Origin of the sequence: Bacillus inaquosorum KCTC 13429 (genome assembly GCF_000332645.1) — a bacterium.
Classification (GTDB): domain Bacteria; phylum Bacillota; class Bacilli; order Bacillales; family Bacillaceae; genus Bacillus; species Bacillus inaquosorum.
Genome location: NZ_AMXN01000001.1, coordinates 426795 through 444252, shown reverse-complemented (window position 1 = coordinate 444252; position 17458 = coordinate 426795). Strand labels below are relative to the sequence as shown.

Sequence of the window (17458 nt, the reverse complement as noted above, 5' to 3'; positions counted from 1 at the left end):
AACTTCCTAACGCAGGGAAAGCAGCTTACCGCCTTTGAGCCGTATCGGGGAAATCAAGTATCTGATACCGTCATGCTGCGTTACAGCACCTTAAAGCCGATACACCATGTGTGTTGATCGGGAATTTGGGTGGAACCACGGATATAAACACATTCGTCCCTTTTAGAGGGATGGGTGTGTTTTTTTATATGAACTAAATATATGCGAAGAAAAGGACATGAATGATATTTACGGTTTTCAGAGAGGGAAGGAAAGGTGAGAGCTTCCCGGCTTAGGAATATCGTTTACCGCCTTGGAGCAGCATTGGGGAACTGAAGTATCCAATGCCGTCTATGCTGCGTTACAGCACCGAGCCGATAAACATAGCGTTTGTCGGGAATTTGGGTGGAACCACGGGTTAATCACACACTCGTCCCTTTTAGAGGGATGGGTGTGTTTTTTTTATACAACAATTGATAAGGAGTGTTTAAAATGAGTAAACATGTACACATTCAGCTTCCGGACGGACAGATCAAGGAATATCCGAAAGGCGTCACTATTAAAGAAGCGACTGGTTCTATCAGTTCCAGTCTGCAAAAGAAGGCGGCTGCGGGCCAGGTCAACGGCAAGCTTGTTGATCTCAGCTTCAAGCTGGAGGAGGATGCTGAGCTTTCGATTGTCACACTTGATTCCCAAGAAGGCTTACAGGTGCTCCGCCACACATCAGCGCACGTGCTGGCTCAAGCGGTGAAACGGCTGTACGGCGAAGTGTCATTGGGGATAGGTCCAGTGATTGAAGACGGCTTCTACTATGACATGAAGCTGGAGAAAAGCTTAACATCAGGAGACTTAAAGGCCATCGAAAAAGAAATGAAGAACATTATAAATGAGAACCTTGAAATCAAACGAAATGAGGTTTCTTACGAAGAGGCTGAAGAACTGTTTGCCAAAAAAGGCGAGCCGTTTAAGCTGGAGATTTTGAAGGATATTCCGCGGGGGGAGGACATTACGCTGTATCAGCAGGGAGAATTCGTTGACCTGTGCCGCGGGCCTCATCTTCCTTCTACAGGAATGATCAAGGCGTTCAAATTGACAAGAGTATCGGGCGCTTATTGGCGCGGAGACAGCGAAAATGAAGTTCTTCAACGGGTGTACGGGGTTGCGTTTCAAAAGAAAAAAGATCTCGATGCGCATCTGCATATGCTGGAAGAAGCGGCAAAACGAGACCACCGCAAGCTTGGCAAACAATTAGAGCTGTTTATGTTTTCTGAAGAAGCGCCGGGGATGCCATTTTATTTGCCAAAAGGGCAGATTGTCCGCAATGAGCTGGAACGCTTCTCGCGTGAGCTGCAAACCAATGCCGGCTATGATGAGGTGCGTACGCCGTTTATGATGAATCAGCGGTTATGGGAGCAGTCAGGCCACTGGGATCATTATCGTGACAATATGTATTTTTCAGAAGTCGATGATACAAGATTCGCAATGAAGCCGATGAATTGCCCGGGCCACATGCTCATCTTTAAAAACAGCTTGTATTCTTATCGGGATCTGCCGATTCGCATGGCGGAATTCGGCCAGGTACATCGCCACGAATACAGCGGTGCTTTAAACGGAATGCTTCGCGTCCGGACGTTCTGTCAGGATGACGCCCATATCTTCGTTCGGGAGGATCAGATTGAGAGTGAGATCAAAGAAGCGGTTGGGCTAATTGATGAGGTATATCGTACATTTGGCTTCGAATATTCGGTCGAACTCTCGACTCGCCCGGAGGATTCATTAGGCGATGACAGCCTTTGGGAAGCGTCGGAACGTGCCTTAGCACACGTCCTTGAAGAGCTCGGCCTGCCTTATGAGGTTAATGAAGGCGATGGGGCGTTTTACGGGCCGAAGATTGATTTTCACATAAAAGATGCCCTGAAACGGAGCCATCAATGCGCGACAATTCAGCTTGATTTTCAAATGCCGGAAAAATTTGATTTAACATATATCAATGAACACAATGAAAAGGTTCGTCCTGTTGTCATACACAGAGCGGTATTCGGCTCGATAGACCGTTTCTTCGGCATTTTGATTGAGCATTTCGGCGGGGCATTCCCAGTCTGGCTTGCACCGATCCAGGTTCAAATCCTACCGGTTTCGCACGTTCACTTGGACTATTGCAGAAAGGTGCAGGCAGAGCTGAAGCAGCTGGGGATAAGAGCAGGCATTGATGAGCGCAATGAGAAGCTCGGCTACAAAATCAGAGAGTCGCAGGTGCAGAAAGTCCCGTACGTGCTGGTGCTTGGAGATCATGAAGAGCAGGAAGGTGCGGTAAACGTCCGCCAATTCGGACATCAGCAGAATGAACACGTTCCTTTTCAGACGTTTAAAGAAAAACTTGTCAAACAGGTGAAAAATCGAAGTATCTAGGAGAAAAGCTGTAAATTCTCATTTTGCTTTTTTGACTTTCCCTATCCGGAATCAGTAAAATAATAAGTAAATCATATCGTTCGTATGTTATGAATGCATCTCGAAATGGGGAAATCTACATGGACCATGACAAACTGGAAGCAAATTTGCTGGATCACGCACTTACAAAATATTTGAAAAGTACGAAGCAATTAGATGAAGCCACCGTTCCGAAACACGTAAATAATGTAAGAGGATTTATTCTGCGGATCATATACAGGCATGGGAGCTGCACCATAAAGGATATTCTGAAGGAGGTCACACTGTCTCCCTCTGCTACGACCACTGCTCTTAATCATTTAGAGCAGGAGGGATTCATTGAGAGATCCAGAAATAACAATGACCGCCGCACTGTATGGATTACGCTTTCTGAATCGGGCAGGGAAGCGGCTGAGCAAATGATCGAAAACCGCCAGGGACTGATTGACGGCATGTTTGAACGTTTGACAGCCGAAGAGAAAAAGGCGTTATTAGCGATTATTGCGAAGCTGACCCAATAAGGATAGAAAAAGCCGGTGCGCGAAGCGCCGGCTTTATAGAGATTATTCCATATCGCTCAGGCGTTTGCCTGCGACTGCATAATGGTCTTTTCTCATTTCTTCTATAAACACAACAATTTTTTCTTCAGAAGCACCGGTGGTTTCCTTTACGGCTTCTGTTACTTTCTCGACAAGATTGCGTTTTTGCTCGTCTGTACGGCCTTCGAGCATTTTGACGGTTACGTATGGCATGGGTGCTGAATCCTCCTTTATTTCGTTTCCTCTCTTTAGAAAAAGAGGTTTCTTATAGTATACTGAATAAAGTAAATTCTTGCATTTTTAGAAAGAGGGATATCTCACTTGGACCGTTTTTTATATTATCCGTTATCGTTAATGCCATACCTCGTCATCACGTTAATTGTGTCATTTACCATACACGAGCTTGCCCATGCCTATGTCGCGTACAAATTCGGTGACGATACAGCGAAAAGAGAAGGAAGGCTGACGCTGAATCCCATTAAACACCTTGATCCGTTCGGAACCATTTTGATTCTGGTGGCCGGATTCGGATGGGCGCGCCCTATTCCTGTCAATCGCCGCTTCTTTAAGAAACCTCGGCTTGCCGGCGTGCTCGTATCCATCGCAGGGCCCGTCAGTAACCTGATTCTTGCGTTTGTCGGTTTCTTTTTGTTAGTGTTGATGCATGCATACGGAATGGAGATGCTTGCGGCGTTCAGCACGGGGCTGGATCAGTTTTTTTCCATTTGGATACAGCTGAATCTTGTCTTGTTTTTATTTAATCTGCTGCCGCTTCCTCCGCTCGATGGCTATCGTATTATTGAAGATCTCGTTCCGCCAGGGGTGCGTGCCAAGATGACGCAGGCGGAGAGCTACGGCTTTATCGTCTTTTTGGTTCTGTTTGTGACACCGCTCGGATCTTACGTGCTTTGGCCGCTGCTAAATGCCGGAAGAGATCGGATTTTACAGCTGTTTTCAGCGATATTTCAACCGCTTTTGTAGGAGGTAGAACTCATGGAAGAAAAAAAGAAAAAATCAATCGGGTTTAATATTATCAAAAGTGATCCGACAGATGGACACGGCGGTTTCGGTGTAGGGGCGCTAAGCCTCGATAACATTTCTCCCGTATTCGTCGATGTAGAGGAAAAAGAAGCGTTCGTTGACATCGGCGCCATGCACGCCCGCAGCACCGTTGAAAAAGGAATTAAATTTCTGCCGAATAAAGAAGAAGTTCCAAACGGAAAACCGTACTGGCTTGTGTGGGTAACGATTGACAGAAAAGAAGAGGGGCCATATTACGCTGGTGTGACAGCCTGTGAAATGACGGTCGACAGAAGCATCAGAAGAGGCTACAAGTCGCTGCCTGAGCATGTGAATCTGATGGATAAATCCATGAAGCGGAAAATTATCATCGATAAAATGGACGACAGCTCGAAGCGGGTACTAGGCGAGTTTCTGAAAAAACACGATCAGGGCCTATGGGACCGATCCTCAGATGAATTAAAAACAGGCCTGCTTCCAGAAGACAATTAATTTGTGAACTTTCTGTGAACTTTTAGAATATTTGAACTATTTTTCGTAAACATTGAGTAAACTGGTGATACAGAAACTAGGACATGGAAAATCCCGAGCCGAAACAAGACTCGGGGTTTTTCATTTTTTAGGGGGTTATGATGTACGAAACCATTCGAGTCGGTGACTGGGTGATTAAAGCCGACGTGGAAGAAAATGACCACTTTATCCCCGAAGGGTTACCAAAACTATTGTTCAACTCGATTGCGTAACATTGCTTCCATGGATCATGAAGGAACCATACAAATAACCCGGCCTCCGAGGAGCCGGGTTATTTTTAATGATTCCGCCCCAGCCATTTATCCCACCATTTTTTCTCGGAAGCGGGTTTTTCTTTGGCTGGAAGCCGGTCTTTTGTTTGTTTTGCGGGTTCTTCTGCCCCGTAGCATACGTTTGATGGCTCAGTGCCTTTCACAAAATATGTGTAATGCTTGGCTGCGCATCCGGGGCCGGATGAGTAGCCTGTTTCTGGATCAATGTACACGCCGGTTACGCCTTTTGGCGGTTTGAACGCAGTTTCCGGTTCTCCTTTGAGCGCATCCTCCATGAAGTCAGCCCAAATCGTTTTTGCATAGCTTTTTTCTTCGACCGAGTCGATGGTGCTGTTTTTGTCATAACCTGTCCAAACACCTGCGGCCAACTTCGGATTGAAGCCGATCATCCAGCTGTCTGCGCTTGTGGTTCCTGATTTTCCTGCATACGTTCTTGTCAAGCGGTTGGCGATCGTCCGTCCAGTTACCGACGTATAGCCGTTTAAATCCGTATCAAACATGCCTGTCATCATACTCGCCGTGACAAAAGCAGCTTTTTCATCAAGCACCTGTTTATGCTGATTCGGGTTTTCGTACAGTACATGGCCCGCCGCGTCCGTAACTCGCGAAATAAAAGTCGGTTCGATTTTCTTCCCGCCATTTGCGAGCATGGCGTAGGCGTTGACCATCTCAATCGGACGTACGGGTTCGGTGCCGAGCGCAAGGGAAGGCAGTGCTTGAAGCTTTGCAGTAATTCCGAATTCCTTTGACGCCTGTACGAGCTTGTTCATGCCGAGAAAGAGATGTGTTTTCACCGCGTAAATGTTGTCGGAAAGCGCCAGCGCCTGCAGAAGCGTAATCGGCTTGTTGGCGTAGTATCCGTTATAGTTGCTTGGAGAATAGGTTTCTCCTTTTGCATCAATTTGAAACTCGGTTTCTTCGCTTTTCATCAAGGTGACTGGCGTAAATCCGCTCTGGATCGCTTTATAGTACAGTAACGGTTTGATCGTCGAAGCAGGCTGACGCTTCGCCTGTGTCGTCCGGTCAAACGGGCTTTTTTGATAATCCCTGCCGCCGACAAGGGCGAGAACGTTTCCTGTGCGGGGATCAATGGCTGAAAACCCGACTTGAATGTCAGAGCCGGCGTTAACGGTTTCGGTAATGGTCTCCTCAGCGATGCGCTGCATCCGTTTATCTACCGTTGTATAGACGTTTAACCCGCTCGTTTCAATTTGCTCCCTCGTCATGCCGAGCTTTTTCTCCAGCTCTCTCATCGCATTGTCATAGAAATAAGGGGCCTTTCTCTTGGAAACTTGTTTATTCAAAGGCTGATAGGAAAGAGGTTCTTTGATCAGTTCATTCGCTTTTTTATGGCCGATCATCTGCTGCTTTTCCATCATCCGCACAATCGTTTTCTGGCGATCCTTGGCCTTTGTTTCATTGACATACGGCGAGTAGCCGGAAGGGCCTTTCGGGATTCCCGCCAATAACGCGGCCTCCGCATCCGTCAGGTTTTTTGCATGCTTGCCGAAATACAGGCGGGAAGCAGCTTCAATGCCGTATGCGCCGTGTCCGTAATAAATTGTATTTAAATAGCCTTCTAATATCTCGTCCTTAGAATAGTTTTGTTCCAGGCGGATCGTGTAGAACGCTTCATTCCATTTTCGTTTCCACGTTTTGTCGTGTTCAAGGTATAGGTTTCTCGCATATTGCTGGGTGATGGTGCTTGCGCCCTGAACCTTGGCAAATGCTTTCAGATCTGCAAGCGCCGCGCCGGCCATGCGTTTATAATCAAAGCCGTGGTGATCGTAGAAATTTTGGTCTTCAATCGCCACTGTCGCTTTTACAATCGTCGGATTCATGTCCTTTAAGGGGACCCAATAGCGCTTTTCGCCGTAGTTCGTTTCCCCGAGCTTTGAGCCGTCACTGGCATACAAAATCGTGGATTGCGGCACTTGCACCGAGGGAGCGCCCTGGTATTTGGCTATCAAAATGACAGTCATAAACACAGCAGCTGCCGCCAACGCCGCAAAAGCCCCTAAAAAGATGAAGGCGCGAACGGTTTTCAGCGTCAGTCTCAGCCGTTTATTTGTCATTGCATCCACAACGGGTTCCCCCTTTTTTTATGTTTCTACTATTATGAGAAAAAAAGATCGTTTTTAAACATCTCAGAACAGGACGCATCTTTACTTTTTCCCCGCCATCCTCTATACTTTTTCCTTAGGTGAAAATGAGATTTCAACCGAGAATAAAAGCTGATAAGACGCTTACAATAAATGAATACAGCCTTGAAAGGGAGATGACAATTGAGCGAACTTTGGTACACAGAGAAGCAGACGAAAAACTTTGGCATTACAATGAAGGTTAATAAAACGTTACATACAGAACAAACGGAGTTTCAGCATTTAGAAATGGTGGAAACAGAAGAGTTCGGCAACATGCTGTTTTTGGACGGAATGGTCATGACATCTGAAAAAGACGAATTCGTTTATCACGAAATGGTGGCGCATGTCCCATTATTTACACACCCAAATCCGGAGCACGTTCTTGTTGTCGGCGGCGGTGACGGCGGCGTCATCAGAGAAATCCTGAAGCATCCAAGCGTGAAAAAAGCGACACTTGTTGATATTGACGGCAAGGTCATCGAATACTCTAAAAAGTTTCTTCCTTCTATCGCAGGTAAACTGGATGATCCGCGCGTTGACGTTCAGGTGGATGACGGATTTATGCACATTGCGAAATCTGAAAATCAATACGACGTAATTATGGTAGATTCAACTGAACCTGTCGGACCAGCTGTAAACCTGTTTACAAAAGGATTCTACGCAGGAATCGCGAAGGCGCTGAAAGAAGACGGCATTTTCGTCGCTCAAACGGACAACCCATGGTTTACGCCTGAATTAATCACAAATGTACAGCGCGATGTGAAGGAAATCTTCCCGATTACGAAGCTGTATACGGCAAACATTCCGACATACCCAAGCGGTTTGTGGACATTTACAATCGGCTCGAAAAAATATGATCCGCTTGCAGTGGAAGACAGCCGTTTCTTCGATATTGATACGAAATATTACACAAAAGATATTCATAAAGCGGCGTTTGTTCTGCCGAAATTTGTGAGTGACCTGATTAAATAATGATTGTATGGCGCAGGAGCGAATCTTGCGCTTTTTTACAGGAAAGCGAGGGTATTATAGATGAGATTTGATGAAGCTTATTCAGGAAAAGTATTTATCGCGAGCCGTCCCGAGTGGGAAGGGGCGGACGCCATCCTTTACGGCATGCCGATGGACTGGACGGTCAGCTATCGTCCGGGCTCACGCTTTGGCCCGAGCAGAATCCGCGAGGTGTCAATCGGCCTTGAAGAATACAGCCCGTATTTAGACCGTGATCTGGCCGACCTGAACTTCTTTGACGCCGGCGACATTCCGCTGCCGTTCGGAAATCCGCAGAGAAGCCTTGATATGATTGAGGAGTACGTGGACAGCATTTTAGAAAAAGGGAAGTTCCCGATGGGAATGGGCGGAGAGCATCTTGTGACATGGCCTGTCATTAAAGCGATGCACAAGAAATATCCCGACCTTGCGATTATCCATTTTGACGCACATACAGATCTTCGCGTAGATTATGAGGGAGAACCGCTTTCTCACTCCACACCGATCCGCAAAGCGGCAGAATTGATCGGACCGCAAAATGTATATTCATTCGGAATCCGTTCCGGCATGAAAGAAGAGTTTGATTGGGCGAAGGAAAACGGCATGCACATCTCCAAATTTGAAGTGCTTGAACCGCTGAAAGAAGTGCTTCCGAAGCTGGCGGGACGTCCGGTATATGTCACTATCGACATTGACGTATTAGACCCTGCGCACGCACCGGGAACAGGAACGGTTGACGCTGGCGGCATCACGTCTAAAGAACTGCTTGCATCCGTCCATGAAATCGCGCGTTCAGAGGTAAACGTGAAGGGCGCTGATTTAGTGGAAGTCGCACCGGTGTATGACCACTCAGAACAAACGGCAAACACAGCCAGCAAAATCATCCGTGAAATGCTGCTTGGGTTTGTGAAATAGTTTTTAATAAAAGGGCCTGAATGTAATTCAGGCCCTTTTTCATCTTTTAATTATTTAAAGTCATTTTATAAGAAATTCTTTTATTAGATTCGTCGTCTATTACAGTATAATAAGCAGATACTTTTGATGATTCAGGATTGAAATTTTTATAATTTACTTTTTCGTCGGGATACAAACTTAATCCTACATATCCTAGTACTGTTTTCCCTGATGGAATCTCTGTATTGAATTGATACTTATCCGGCAAATCATAATTATAAGGCATCAATTGTTTATTATATTGATACTGACCAAAAAATAAAAAGTTTTTTCCGTCCGGTGAAAGCTCCTCTAGAGTAATTTTGTGATTAGAAGTATTTTCAGCATTAAAAGGCAAAATGTATATATATTTTATGGAATTTGTTTCTTTATCAAATGACTTAATCGGCTTTAATGGTTTTAATATATGGAATTTTATTCCTTTTCCTGTATCGATCGTTTGGTTTGCGGCAATATTAATATTTTTTGGAGTATATTTATCATTTTGGGCGTTCACTTTATAGAAACGAACACAGCTGAATGTTACTATTATTAATAAAACAATAAAGAAAATCCAACGCTTATTCATCTGCATCCTCCAGCTTACCTTCACTAATATCGATAATTCTGTCGACAACACTGTTTTCACATAGTGTATCATCATGACTAGCCACTACAATCGTTGTGCCGTTTTCTTTTTCGGTTTTTAGGATATCCAGTATAAGATTAATCCCTTTTTTGTCTAAGGCATTTGTCGGTTCATCTAAAAGAAGTAATTTGGGTTTTTCCATTATTGCTTGAGCAATTCCTAAGCGTTGCTTCATCCCTAAAGAATAGCGTTTGACTTTACGCTTATCTTCGGGGTCTAACCCAACTTTTCTTATTACTTCTTTGATTTCTTCATCAGATACTTTTTTCTTGATAGAAGCAAGGAATTTCAGATTTTGAAATCCCGAATAGACAGGGATGAAGCTCGGGTATTCAATTAACAGACCTGTATGTTCAGAGAAGTCAATATCTTTTCCGATCACGAGGCCGTTAACAGAAACTTCGCCTTTTGTTAATGTTAGCAGTCCGGCGATGGCTCTTAAAATCATTGTCTTTCCAGATCCATTATGGCCTCTTAACACGACAAATTCGTTTTCTTTAATTGAAAAACTGATATCATCTAATACATGATTTCCCTTTAATTTTTTTACTATATTTTTACACTCGATATACGACGTCATAATTACTCTCCTAAAATATCTGTTTTTTTAATAAAAACTAGGCTGATAAAAGTACAAGCTGCACAGAAAATAAGTGCAATTAACAAAAAGTCGGAGGCATGAAAAAAACGACCATCTGAGTAGTTAACGTTCATGCGCGAATAATCAATAAAAGCCCACTTTCCAGCCATAGCAAATGAAGCGATGAATAAAGAGCTGTGAAAAAAAATAGATATTACAATATAAACAACAATAATAATAAATGCTGATATAAAAGATATCATGAAAGTTAAAGTTTCTAGCAAAACTGCATACATAAACGAAACTAAGATTTGAATTAACATAAATAATATTACCTTGCTGTTCAGTTCTGCTGTAAAACCTTTAAATGAGGTAAATAACATAATGTATATAAAGAGCCATACGCACCAAATAGATACAATCAGAACAAACAGTGACAAAAGTTTGCTGAATATAAATATTCCTTTTTTGGGGAGTTTTGGAAGGATATAAGCTCCAGAAATTTGAATGTCACGAAACATAAAATTACCCACAATCAACAAAGGCAGCACTTGAAAACTAATCCATTGTAGAGGAATAGATAGTCTATGCTGTGTATATAAGATATGTAGATCAAAGAAATTCATCGAATGAAATAGTGTGGTCAGGCTGTCGGAAAAACTTTGATGGTCTAGCTGTCCCGTCTTATTGCTATTCCAGAGGAAGCATAAAAGAAGGAGGGCAATAGCTAAGCTAATGACAAAGTATGTAATCTTACTTTCATTGAAACGCATTACAATATCACGTTTCAGCATATTCATAAAAGACAATCAGTTTGCTCCTTTCTCCTCAACCTGCTGTAAATAATTACGTCGCTTTATAGATTCTATAGAGATCCCGAATAATAACAACATAATCCCTAATCTAATCAATAATAATTCAGCCAAATCACTAAATTCCAGCACAAAACCATTTAAAAAGAACATACCATTACATACAAGGTAATCAATCAAAAATAAAAGAATGAATAGAAAAACTACAATGATTTGATTCAAATACAGTAAAGTAAATGAAACAACATAACAAATGAAAATAAATGCAAACACATGAGTGATAAAAGATACAGGGGTCAAATACAATAGTCCCGTATTAGTGAACACACATAAAGTATACAATTCACCCATAATGATAATCCCGTATACTGCTGAAAATAAAAGTGTTTTGAACAGGTATATCAATGTTAGATAAGGTGCATTGTTTACTCGGATTACAGTATAAATTGAAAAGTAATCGGATGAGATCAAAACAGAAAATACAACGGCAGCAGGGCATAAAATAGAAACGAGATGCCAATAGGAAAAAATATTTTCCAGTACAAAACCATCGCTACTACCACTTTCTTTACAAAAAAAGAAATAAATAGAAATTAACTGTAGCAGTAAAGCGGCGATGATACCCGGCCACTTCATTCTTAATGTTGATTTTAGAGTATTATAATAAAACACGGCGTTTTTTTCCCCACATATAAAGTAAAGTAGTTGCAATGAACACGCTAAGGTTCAAATAAATAAACTTATCTACACTCAAAAACCCTCCATCGTTAACGATATATTTCATTGGATTGTAATTGTTGTTGAGTAAAGTAAAGCCTATTAAATTGATTAAAAAAGGTATGATATAAACAAAGTATTTCTTTTTAATAAAAAATGATGAAGCTAATCCAATGGAAGAGAGAATGGCACCGTACAAACCATTTAGTATAAATAGAATGAGAGTATAAATCAGCGAGTTTTCATAATAAAGGTTTGCTAAATCAGTTCCGCCCAAAACGATTGGGTCCATATAATTGACGATTCCGTCCGGATTTACTGAAGGATATGTCATCATCAGCAAGTAAAGGTTTAATAATAACGGTAAAAAAATAACCAAAAAAGAAATCACAACATTCAATCCGAATAATACTGTGAAGTATTTTTTTTTAGTTGTTTTTGTTATAACATTCATAAAAAATCCGGTATTTTTATCTTCACGGTACATACCGGACATTGGAAGTGATGCTAATAACGGAAGAATGAGAATCCAGACAGTCTGAGCTGAGGTTGTATTTCCTTCTGCAATATTCGATAAAAACGGTGAGTTATGGATTTCATAAGGAAGATTGATCTTCTTATGAAAGAAGAGAATACCTAGATAACTGACGATCATAAGAACGATACTAATGAATAAAGAGAAATAAATCTCTTTATTTTTCAATAAACGCTTTAAAAAGAAAGAAATCATGTGCGAGGCTCCTGTTTTTTTATTAAAACTCTGTGTGAGTTTTGGATAGTTTTATTTTAATAAAAAATCTTGAAGAGTGGATATTATTTTTACCTTAAAAAGCGATCTTACATGTTTAATGTAAGATCGCTTTGTTTTGAGAAAGGTATTAATAGATTGTGTAATTTCCCTTAGGTTTTACGCTGTCAGGACTCCAATCAGTTGAGAAGGAATCATTGCTGCGGCTGTAACCGCCAAACCTGACGGGTACATTTCTCCCGTAATCTTCAACAGCAGTGTTGGAAAATAAGTATGTATGACCCGGGTGTACTGTTCCTTCGTGAGTTCCACCACCGGATACATTGTGCCAGTCGCGCCCGCCAGAGTGAACGTTTTTATCTGCCTCTGCCCATACATTAAATTTACCTCCGTCATCTTTCTTTAGGAGATGCATATACATGTAGCTTCTATTTTGTTTTCTTCGAGCAGTTGTATAGTCATAAGGGCTGTACCATCTGAAAGTAAAATGCACCCTTGAATCGCTCGTATTGGCTTTTGCATGAACCGCCTGTGTAACACCCAGTGAGGAAACTGCGATCCCAAACATGATGATGAGTAAACTAATCCTTTTTTTGAATTGAACTTTCAAAATAAATCCTCCATTTTTAAACTTCAATTGAAGTGATACTGAACTTAAGTCACATAATATATTAATTCAAAAAAAAGGAAAAGTAAATAGATTTTTTATTTATGTATAATAAAACTTTTCTTATTTATTGTGTTTCTGGATCGGGAAACCAATTCAAAATATATTAGTAATTAATATTTTGAATTTTAAACGAAACTCTTGTCTTGGCTGTTTATTTAACAAAAAAACAACCGGTAAAAACCGGTTGTTTTCATTAAATCATTCCTCGCTGTGCAACTTCAATTTGGTGTGTAGGTGCGTTTGCAATATTCGTTGCGATGAAAACAGTGCTTAGGGCCAGACAAGAGAGTAATAGTTTAGACTTCAATTTCATACAATCTCACTCCTCCTTGAATAAGTTGCCTTACTTGTTCCACCTTTAGGAAATAAGCAGAAGCTTTTTGAAAATTTTCACGTTCATGATAATATTTTGCCACATCAAGAGCGAAATCTTCAAGATCAGCATACAACATTTTACTTTCGAGGAAATCAAAGAAACTTTGAATTGCTTCTTCATCAGGGCCTGATAAGTATAAAGATTTCAAAAATTCAAACTCCGATAAATATATTGAATCTCCGGCCTTTTGAGAATAAGCCATTCCCTTACTATGATATGCATGGGCTTTATCCATTTTTCCCATTTTATAATGAATTTGTGTAATTAAAAAATAGGCTTGGGGCAGGGAAGGTATAATATTAGATTCTTCAAAAACAGCTATTGCTCTTTTGAAATATGTTACGGCATCCTCATATTGGCTTTGGCTGTTTTTACAAAGCCCGATGTTGTACAATGTTCTTCCCATTAATTGGGGCTGATTCTCAGCTTCCGCCATAGAGTAAGCTTTTTTAAAATGTGATATGGCATCCTCATATTGTTTCAGATCTAAGAAATTGGTAGCAAATAAAGAGTGACACTGAAGCAATCTTATATTATAAGCTTCATGTTCTTTGTATATTTCATATGCCTGCCGTGCATAGTCCATTGAAAAATACGTTTGTTTCATATAGTAATAAGACTCAGACATTTTAAAGAAAAACTCTGCCTTCTCTATTCGATCCTTAACGAATATCAACTTGCTTTCGGCCTTTTTAAAAAATTTAATAGCCGACAGATATTCCCGCTGGTCCAGCTCATACATGCCTCTGAAGAAATTAAAGTAATAATCAAGGACTCCAGTTAAACGAGCCTGTTTTTTATCAATCTCAAGCAGCAGATCAGACAGTCTCGGCTGTTCCTCGATCCGCATTTTTTCTAGCGGTTCAAGGTACTCAAGCATCAGGTTGTGCCGGAATTCCATCAGTGAATAGTACAAATGAAGGTCTTGATCTTCTTCCATTTGATCCAGCTCTTGCTTGATTTCTCTTCGCAAATATTCTGCATCGGGTATGCTGAATCGGCGTATGTACATATACCATTCGTTAATCTTTTCTCCGACGGAAGAAGAAGATATGACACCTGTCACGTTTGTAAATCCCTCCCTTCATTATTCTATATATGTCATATTTTATCATTATCATTCTTGAGAGAAGCGCAAAAAAACCGCAATTTTTTCTTTCGTTACACCGCATGTTGGAGGAGATACTTTCGAAAAACCACTTTTACCCTCGGCAATTTGTACAAGCAAACACATTCACCTTCCATATTCTGTTGTATCTGCGTGAGCAGTGTATTTCTGAAAAGGAAGTGAAGGTATGAGAAAAAATAAGCTTTCCTTTAAAGAAAAAGCAGGAGTCGCACAAGAAGAATGTTTATGTTTTTGTGAGGAAGAAACTAGCCGTGAAGCAATGTTTCAAGCACCGATTGAATTGCCTGAGGGGTTTGTCGTTGATCCGGCTGAGGCTGTTGCAAACGTCACATGGAATGCAGACAGCCTTTCTTGTGTCAGTGAACGCTGTTTAATTCAAACGGGGCCTGAGCCTGATGAGGTCGGTGTTCAATTTGCAGTACGCCTGCAGGGGACCGTTACGCTTCTTGTCAGTGTCTCACCTGTACGAAATCAATATGGACAAGGGAATGGGGCTGTTTCTGTCATTCACAATGTAGAGATCGATCAAGTTGTCTATTACTCTGATGAACCGGATGATTGCCCGGATCTCAGTGAGATCACGATCGAGAACCTTGTTGTCGTCCCGCCGTTTTACGGCAGTCCTTTATCGGTGACGGGGACGATTGTGCTTGTACCGGAACCGGAACCTGTTTATGCGTTTACAGCGAATCCAGATGCTCAATCGGTTTCTGTGATTGATACAAACACTCATGCCGTGTTCACAACGATTGCTCTACCGTTCGAGCCGACAGGTATTGAAATAACCCCGGATAAAAGCTCTGTGTTTGTCTTGCATTTTAACAATAATATGATTTCTGTCATCGATTATGACACATTGACTGTTACTACATCCATTCTGCTAGATCAGCCGCCTGAAACTATTAAATTTATGCCTGAACATGATTTCGCATATGTTCTCGCCGGTAATGCCATTTATGTGATCAGAATGGAAACGTCAACTGTAGAAAGGTCTATTCCTGTTGAAGGGTATGATATTGCAATTGATCCTAATGGGTTGTTTGCCTATGTTCTTGATTTTGGTTTAGTGCAAAAAGTGGACTTATCTACCGGTGAAGTTACAGGAACGATTGAACGAGAGCTTATTGTAAATTCCATAGAAACAAAGCCGCCGGAGCGATATGCCTATGTATTAGAAGAAGATCACTTCTTCAATTATTTGACGATTATTGATTTAAATACCTTTACGATCAGTAGTACCCAAGAGCTGGAGTATGAAGGTGAGTATCTAATGTTTACGAGCGGATCAGAGGTGTATTTGTTTGATGGTTTCACTCACAATCTATATTCCGTCAGTCCAGGTGGTGCAGACGTAATAGGAAATCTTCCACAACGGGGAAATGACTTTGCGTTTACCCCGAATGGCGAATTTCTGTATGCAACTCATTTTATAGAGCAAAGCATTACGGTTTACAACACAGGTGATTATTCTGTGGAAACTGTCATACCTCTTGGGGTTTCACCGAGTGCCATTGCAATTTAACCAAATGCATGTTGTGCATTTTTAAAAGGACGTGAAATTATGAAAAAAAATGATCTTTCTGACTTACAGGAAAATTGTTTCTGTTTTTGTGATGAGGAGATCAGCCGAGAAGCGCCGTTTCAAGTGCCGATTGACATTCCTGAGGGGTTCACTATTGATTCTGCCGAAGCAGCTGCAGCGGTTACGTGGAGTACAGACAATTTGTCCTGTATCAGTGAGCCTTGCTTAATCCAGACTGGGCCGGAACCAGAAGATATCGGTGTTCAATATGCTGTGCGTCTGCAAGGGACCGTTACGCTTCTTGTCAGTGTCTCACCTGTAAGAAATCAATATGGACAAGGGGACGGGGCTGTTTCTGTCATTCACAATGCAGAGATCGATCAAGTCGTCTATTATTCTGATAACCCGGATGATTGCCCGGATTTCAGTGGCATCACGATCGAGAACCTTGTTGTCGTTCCGCCGTTCTACGGCAGTCCTTTATCGGTGACGGGGACGATTGTGCTTGTACCGGAACCGGATCAGCGATCTTACGTGTTTACTGCAAACACTGGAGACAGCACGGTTTCGGTCATTGATACTGACGTGAATACTCTTGTAAGTACCATTTCTTTATCTGATATCCCGACTGATCTGGGTGTTACCTTGGATAAAGCGTATACGTATGTTCTCCATAGGAATGCGAATCTTGTATCGATCATTAACAACGAAACATTAACAGTTACACAAACCATCCCTCTTGCAGGAGCCCCAAGAAAAATCCAGTTTGAAACTGGGGGCGAATTTGCTTATATTCTCGCAGGGGGCAGCTCCATTTATGAAATTAATATTTCCTCGCAAACCATTACCAATACATTCACGGTGTCACCCGCTGCGGACGATTTTGCCCTAGACCCTAACGGACAGTTTTTCTATACGACCAACTCTGGATTTTGGGTCGTTAATAAATATGACATCAATACAGGGCAGCTGATTGATAGTTTAAGTAACTTTGAAACACCAAATCTTATTGAAACCCCGTTAATAGGGGATTTTGCTTATCTGGAAAATGGTGAGCTAAGGCCGAATGTCGTTTCTGTGATAGATTTGACAACATTTAGCGAATCTTCACAAATTAACAGACTGTTTGACGGTTTAATTACAATTGTTTTTTCTGCTGACGGGACTCGTGCGTTTTTCCTTGAGCCCTATTTTGAGGTATTTCCGGAGAATCTCACTGTCGTAGATACAGCGCAGCATACCTTTATAACAACTGCCTCTCTCCCCGGCGCCTCTGACCTCGCCGTAACGCCGGACAATCAGTACATTTATGCAGCACAGCCCAACGACAATACCGTGACAGTGTACCGTACCAGTGATTATACAGCTGTGACGGTGATTCCGGTTGGGACTGGTCCGTCTGCGATAGCGATATAGCTCA

18 protein-coding genes and 2 other annotated features (1 of these 20 running past the window's edge) are annotated in these 17458 nt (G+C 41.8%); of the genes, 8 read left to right on the top strand and 10 right to left on the bottom strand.

The annotated features are described in order from the left end of the window. Positions 1 to 164, top strand: a binding site (T-box leader) (it extends 64 nt beyond the left edge of the window). A gap of 33 nt (positions 165 to 197) precedes the next feature. Beyond that, positions 198 to 420 (top strand) — a binding site (T-box leader). Between the two features lie 51 nt (positions 421 to 471). Next, complete coding sequence (gene thrS / locus BSI_RS18530) at positions 472 to 2388, top strand: threonine--tRNA ligase (protein ID WP_003235926.1); 1917 nt, start codon at positions 472 to 474, stop codon at positions 2386 to 2388. Between the two features lie 119 nt (positions 2389 to 2507). Continuing rightward, positions 2508 to 2927, top strand: coding sequence for a MarR family transcriptional regulator (locus tag BSI_RS18535; protein ID WP_003235924.1), 420 nt, complete (start codon positions 2508 to 2510; stop codon positions 2925 to 2927). Positions 2928 to 2969: 42 nt separating this feature from the next. On the opposite strand, the gene thmT is transcribed toward BSI_RS18535, so the two are convergent. Next, positions 2970 to 3158, bottom strand: coding sequence for a 2-hydroxymuconate tautomerase (thmT, locus tag BSI_RS18540; RefSeq protein WP_003222038.1), 189 nt, complete (start codon positions 3156 to 3158; stop codon positions 2970 to 2972). A gap of 108 nt (positions 3159 to 3266) precedes the next feature. Between thmT and BSI_RS18545 the strand changes: the two genes are divergently transcribed. Together BSI_RS18545 and BSI_RS18550 are read left to right on the top strand one after the other, a co-directional pair. After that, on the top strand, positions 3267 to 3926 hold the full coding sequence (locus tag BSI_RS18545) for a site-2 protease family protein (protein ID WP_003235922.1): 660 nt from the start codon (positions 3267 to 3269) through the stop codon (positions 3924 to 3926). A 12-nt stretch (positions 3927 to 3938) separates the two neighbouring features. Beyond that, positions 3939 to 4457 (top strand): YwhD family protein, encoded by a 519-nt coding sequence (locus BSI_RS18550; RefSeq protein WP_003235920.1) that lies wholly within the window; start codon positions 3939 to 3941, stop codon positions 4455 to 4457. Between the two features lie 316 nt (positions 4458 to 4773). Here the strand turns inward: BSI_RS18550 and BSI_RS18555 are convergent, their stop codons facing one another. Then, positions 4774 to 6852, bottom strand: coding sequence for a transglycosylase domain-containing protein (locus BSI_RS18555; protein WP_003235916.1), 2079 nt, complete (start codon positions 6850 to 6852; stop codon positions 4774 to 4776). 201 nt (positions 6853 to 7053) lie between these two features. Between BSI_RS18555 and speE the strand changes: the two genes are divergently transcribed. Next, positions 7054 to 7884: a spermidine synthase gene (gene speE, locus BSI_RS18560; RefSeq protein WP_003235914.1), complete on the top strand. Its 831-nt coding sequence runs from the start codon at positions 7054 to 7056 to the stop codon at positions 7882 to 7884. A 60-nt stretch (positions 7885 to 7944) separates the two neighbouring features. Continuing rightward, positions 7945 to 8817 carry an agmatinase gene (gene speB / locus BSI_RS18565; protein WP_003235913.1) on the top strand — a complete coding sequence of 291 codons (873 nt, stop codon included), beginning with the start codon at positions 7945 to 7947 and terminating at the stop codon, positions 8815 to 8817. A gap of 46 nt (positions 8818 to 8863) precedes the next feature. Here speB and BSI_RS18570 read toward each other — a convergent pair whose 3' ends face one another. From BSI_RS18570 to rapF, 8 genes are all read right to left on the bottom strand, one after another. After that, complete coding sequence (locus BSI_RS18570; RefSeq protein ID WP_003235911.1) at positions 8864 to 9424, bottom strand: hypothetical protein; 561 nt, start codon at positions 9422 to 9424, stop codon at positions 8864 to 8866. Continuing rightward, positions 9417 to 10064 (bottom strand): ABC transporter ATP-binding protein, encoded by a 648-nt coding sequence (locus tag BSI_RS18575; protein WP_003235909.1) that lies wholly within the window; start codon positions 10062 to 10064, stop codon positions 9417 to 9419. Before BSI_RS18575 ends, BSI_RS18570 begins: the two co-directional genes overlap by 8 nt. Before the next feature lie 2 nt (positions 10065 to 10066). Continuing rightward, positions 10067 to 10864, bottom strand: coding sequence for a hypothetical protein (locus BSI_RS18580; RefSeq protein ID WP_003235906.1), 798 nt, complete (start codon positions 10862 to 10864; stop codon positions 10067 to 10069). Positions 10865 to 10873: 9 nt separating this feature from the next. Continuing rightward, entirely contained in the window at positions 10874 to 11548 is a 675-nt protein-coding gene (locus BSI_RS18585; RefSeq protein ID WP_032731687.1) for a hypothetical protein, read from the bottom strand. Next, positions 11535 to 12323 carry a hypothetical protein gene (locus BSI_RS18590; RefSeq protein WP_003235901.1) on the bottom strand — a complete coding sequence of 263 codons (789 nt, stop codon included), beginning with the start codon at positions 12321 to 12323 and terminating at the stop codon, positions 11535 to 11537. The genes BSI_RS18585 and BSI_RS18590 overlap by 14 nt, the downstream gene beginning before the upstream one ends. 148 nt (positions 12324 to 12471) lie before the next feature. Then, positions 12472 to 12951: a DUF2712 domain-containing protein gene (locus BSI_RS18595; protein ID WP_003235899.1), complete on the bottom strand. Its 480-nt coding sequence runs from the start codon at positions 12949 to 12951 to the stop codon at positions 12472 to 12474. Between the two features lie 253 nt (positions 12952 to 13204). Next, positions 13205 to 13324 carry a phosphatase RapF inhibitor PhrF gene (gene phrF / locus BSI_RS0120735; protein WP_003222023.1) on the bottom strand — a complete coding sequence of 40 codons (120 nt, stop codon included), beginning with the start codon at positions 13322 to 13324 and terminating at the stop codon, positions 13205 to 13207. Then, positions 13308 to 14453, bottom strand: a complete 1146-nt coding sequence (gene rapF, locus BSI_RS18600) for a response regulator aspartate phosphatase RapF (protein WP_003235896.1) — start codon at positions 14451 to 14453, stop codon at positions 13308 to 13310. Before rapF ends, phrF begins: the two co-directional genes overlap by 17 nt. Positions 14454 to 14682: 229 nt before the next feature. Here rapF and BSI_RS18605 point away from each other — a divergent pair, with 229 nt between their 5' ends. Both BSI_RS18605 and BSI_RS18610 read left to right on the top strand, forming a co-directional pair. Continuing rightward, a complete protein-coding gene (locus BSI_RS18605) occupies positions 14683 to 16038 on the top strand; it encodes a YncE family protein (protein WP_003235891.1) in 1356 nt (451 codons plus the stop codon). 39 nt (positions 16039 to 16077) lie between these two features. Beyond that, entirely contained in the window at positions 16078 to 17454 is a 1377-nt protein-coding gene (locus BSI_RS18610; RefSeq protein ID WP_003235889.1) for a YncE family protein, read from the top strand. The last annotated feature ends 4 nt before the right edge of the window (positions 17455 to 17458 follow it).

What these genes read in the sequence shown, in the direction of transcription:
- speB (WP_003235913.1), top strand. Translation starts at nt 7,945, where the DNA reads ATGAGATTTGATGAAGCTTATTCAGGAAAAGTATTTATCGCGAGCCGT.
- BSI_RS18610 (WP_003235889.1), top strand. Translation starts at nt 16,078, where the DNA reads ATGAAAAAAAATGATCTTTCTGACTTACAGGAAAATTGTTTCTGTTTT.
- BSI_RS18570 (WP_003235911.1), bottom strand. Translation starts at nt 9,424, where the DNA reads ATGAATAAGCGTTGGATTTTCTTTATTGTTTTATTAATAATAGTAACA.
- thmT (WP_003222038.1), bottom strand. Translation starts at nt 3,158, where the DNA reads ATGCCATACGTAACCGTCAAAATGCTCGAAGGCCGTACAGACGAGCAA.
- BSI_RS18605 (WP_003235891.1), top strand. Translation starts at nt 14,683, where the DNA reads ATGAGAAAAAATAAGCTTTCCTTTAAAGAAAAAGCAGGAGTCGCACAA.
- BSI_RS18575 (WP_003235909.1), bottom strand. Translation starts at nt 10,064, where the DNA reads ATGACGTCGTATATCGAGTGTAAAAATATAGTAAAAAAATTAAAGGGA.
- thrS (WP_003235926.1), top strand. Translation starts at nt 472, where the DNA reads ATGAGTAAACATGTACACATTCAGCTTCCGGACGGACAGATCAAGGAA.
- BSI_RS18590 (WP_003235901.1), bottom strand. Translation starts at nt 12,323, where the DNA reads ATGATTTCTTTCTTTTTAAAGCGTTTATTGAAAAATAAAGAGATTTAT.
- BSI_RS18535 (WP_003235924.1), top strand. Translation starts at nt 2,508, where the DNA reads ATGGACCATGACAAACTGGAAGCAAATTTGCTGGATCACGCACTTACA.
- BSI_RS18550 (WP_003235920.1), top strand. Translation starts at nt 3,939, where the DNA reads ATGGAAGAAAAAAAGAAAAAATCAATCGGGTTTAATATTATCAAAAGT.
- BSI_RS18580 (WP_003235906.1), bottom strand. Translation starts at nt 10,864, where the DNA reads ATGAATATGCTGAAACGTGATATTGTAATGCGTTTCAATGAAAGTAAG.
- phrF (WP_003222023.1), bottom strand. Translation starts at nt 13,324, where the DNA reads ATGAAATTGAAGTCTAAACTATTACTCTCTTGTCTGGCCCTAAGCACT.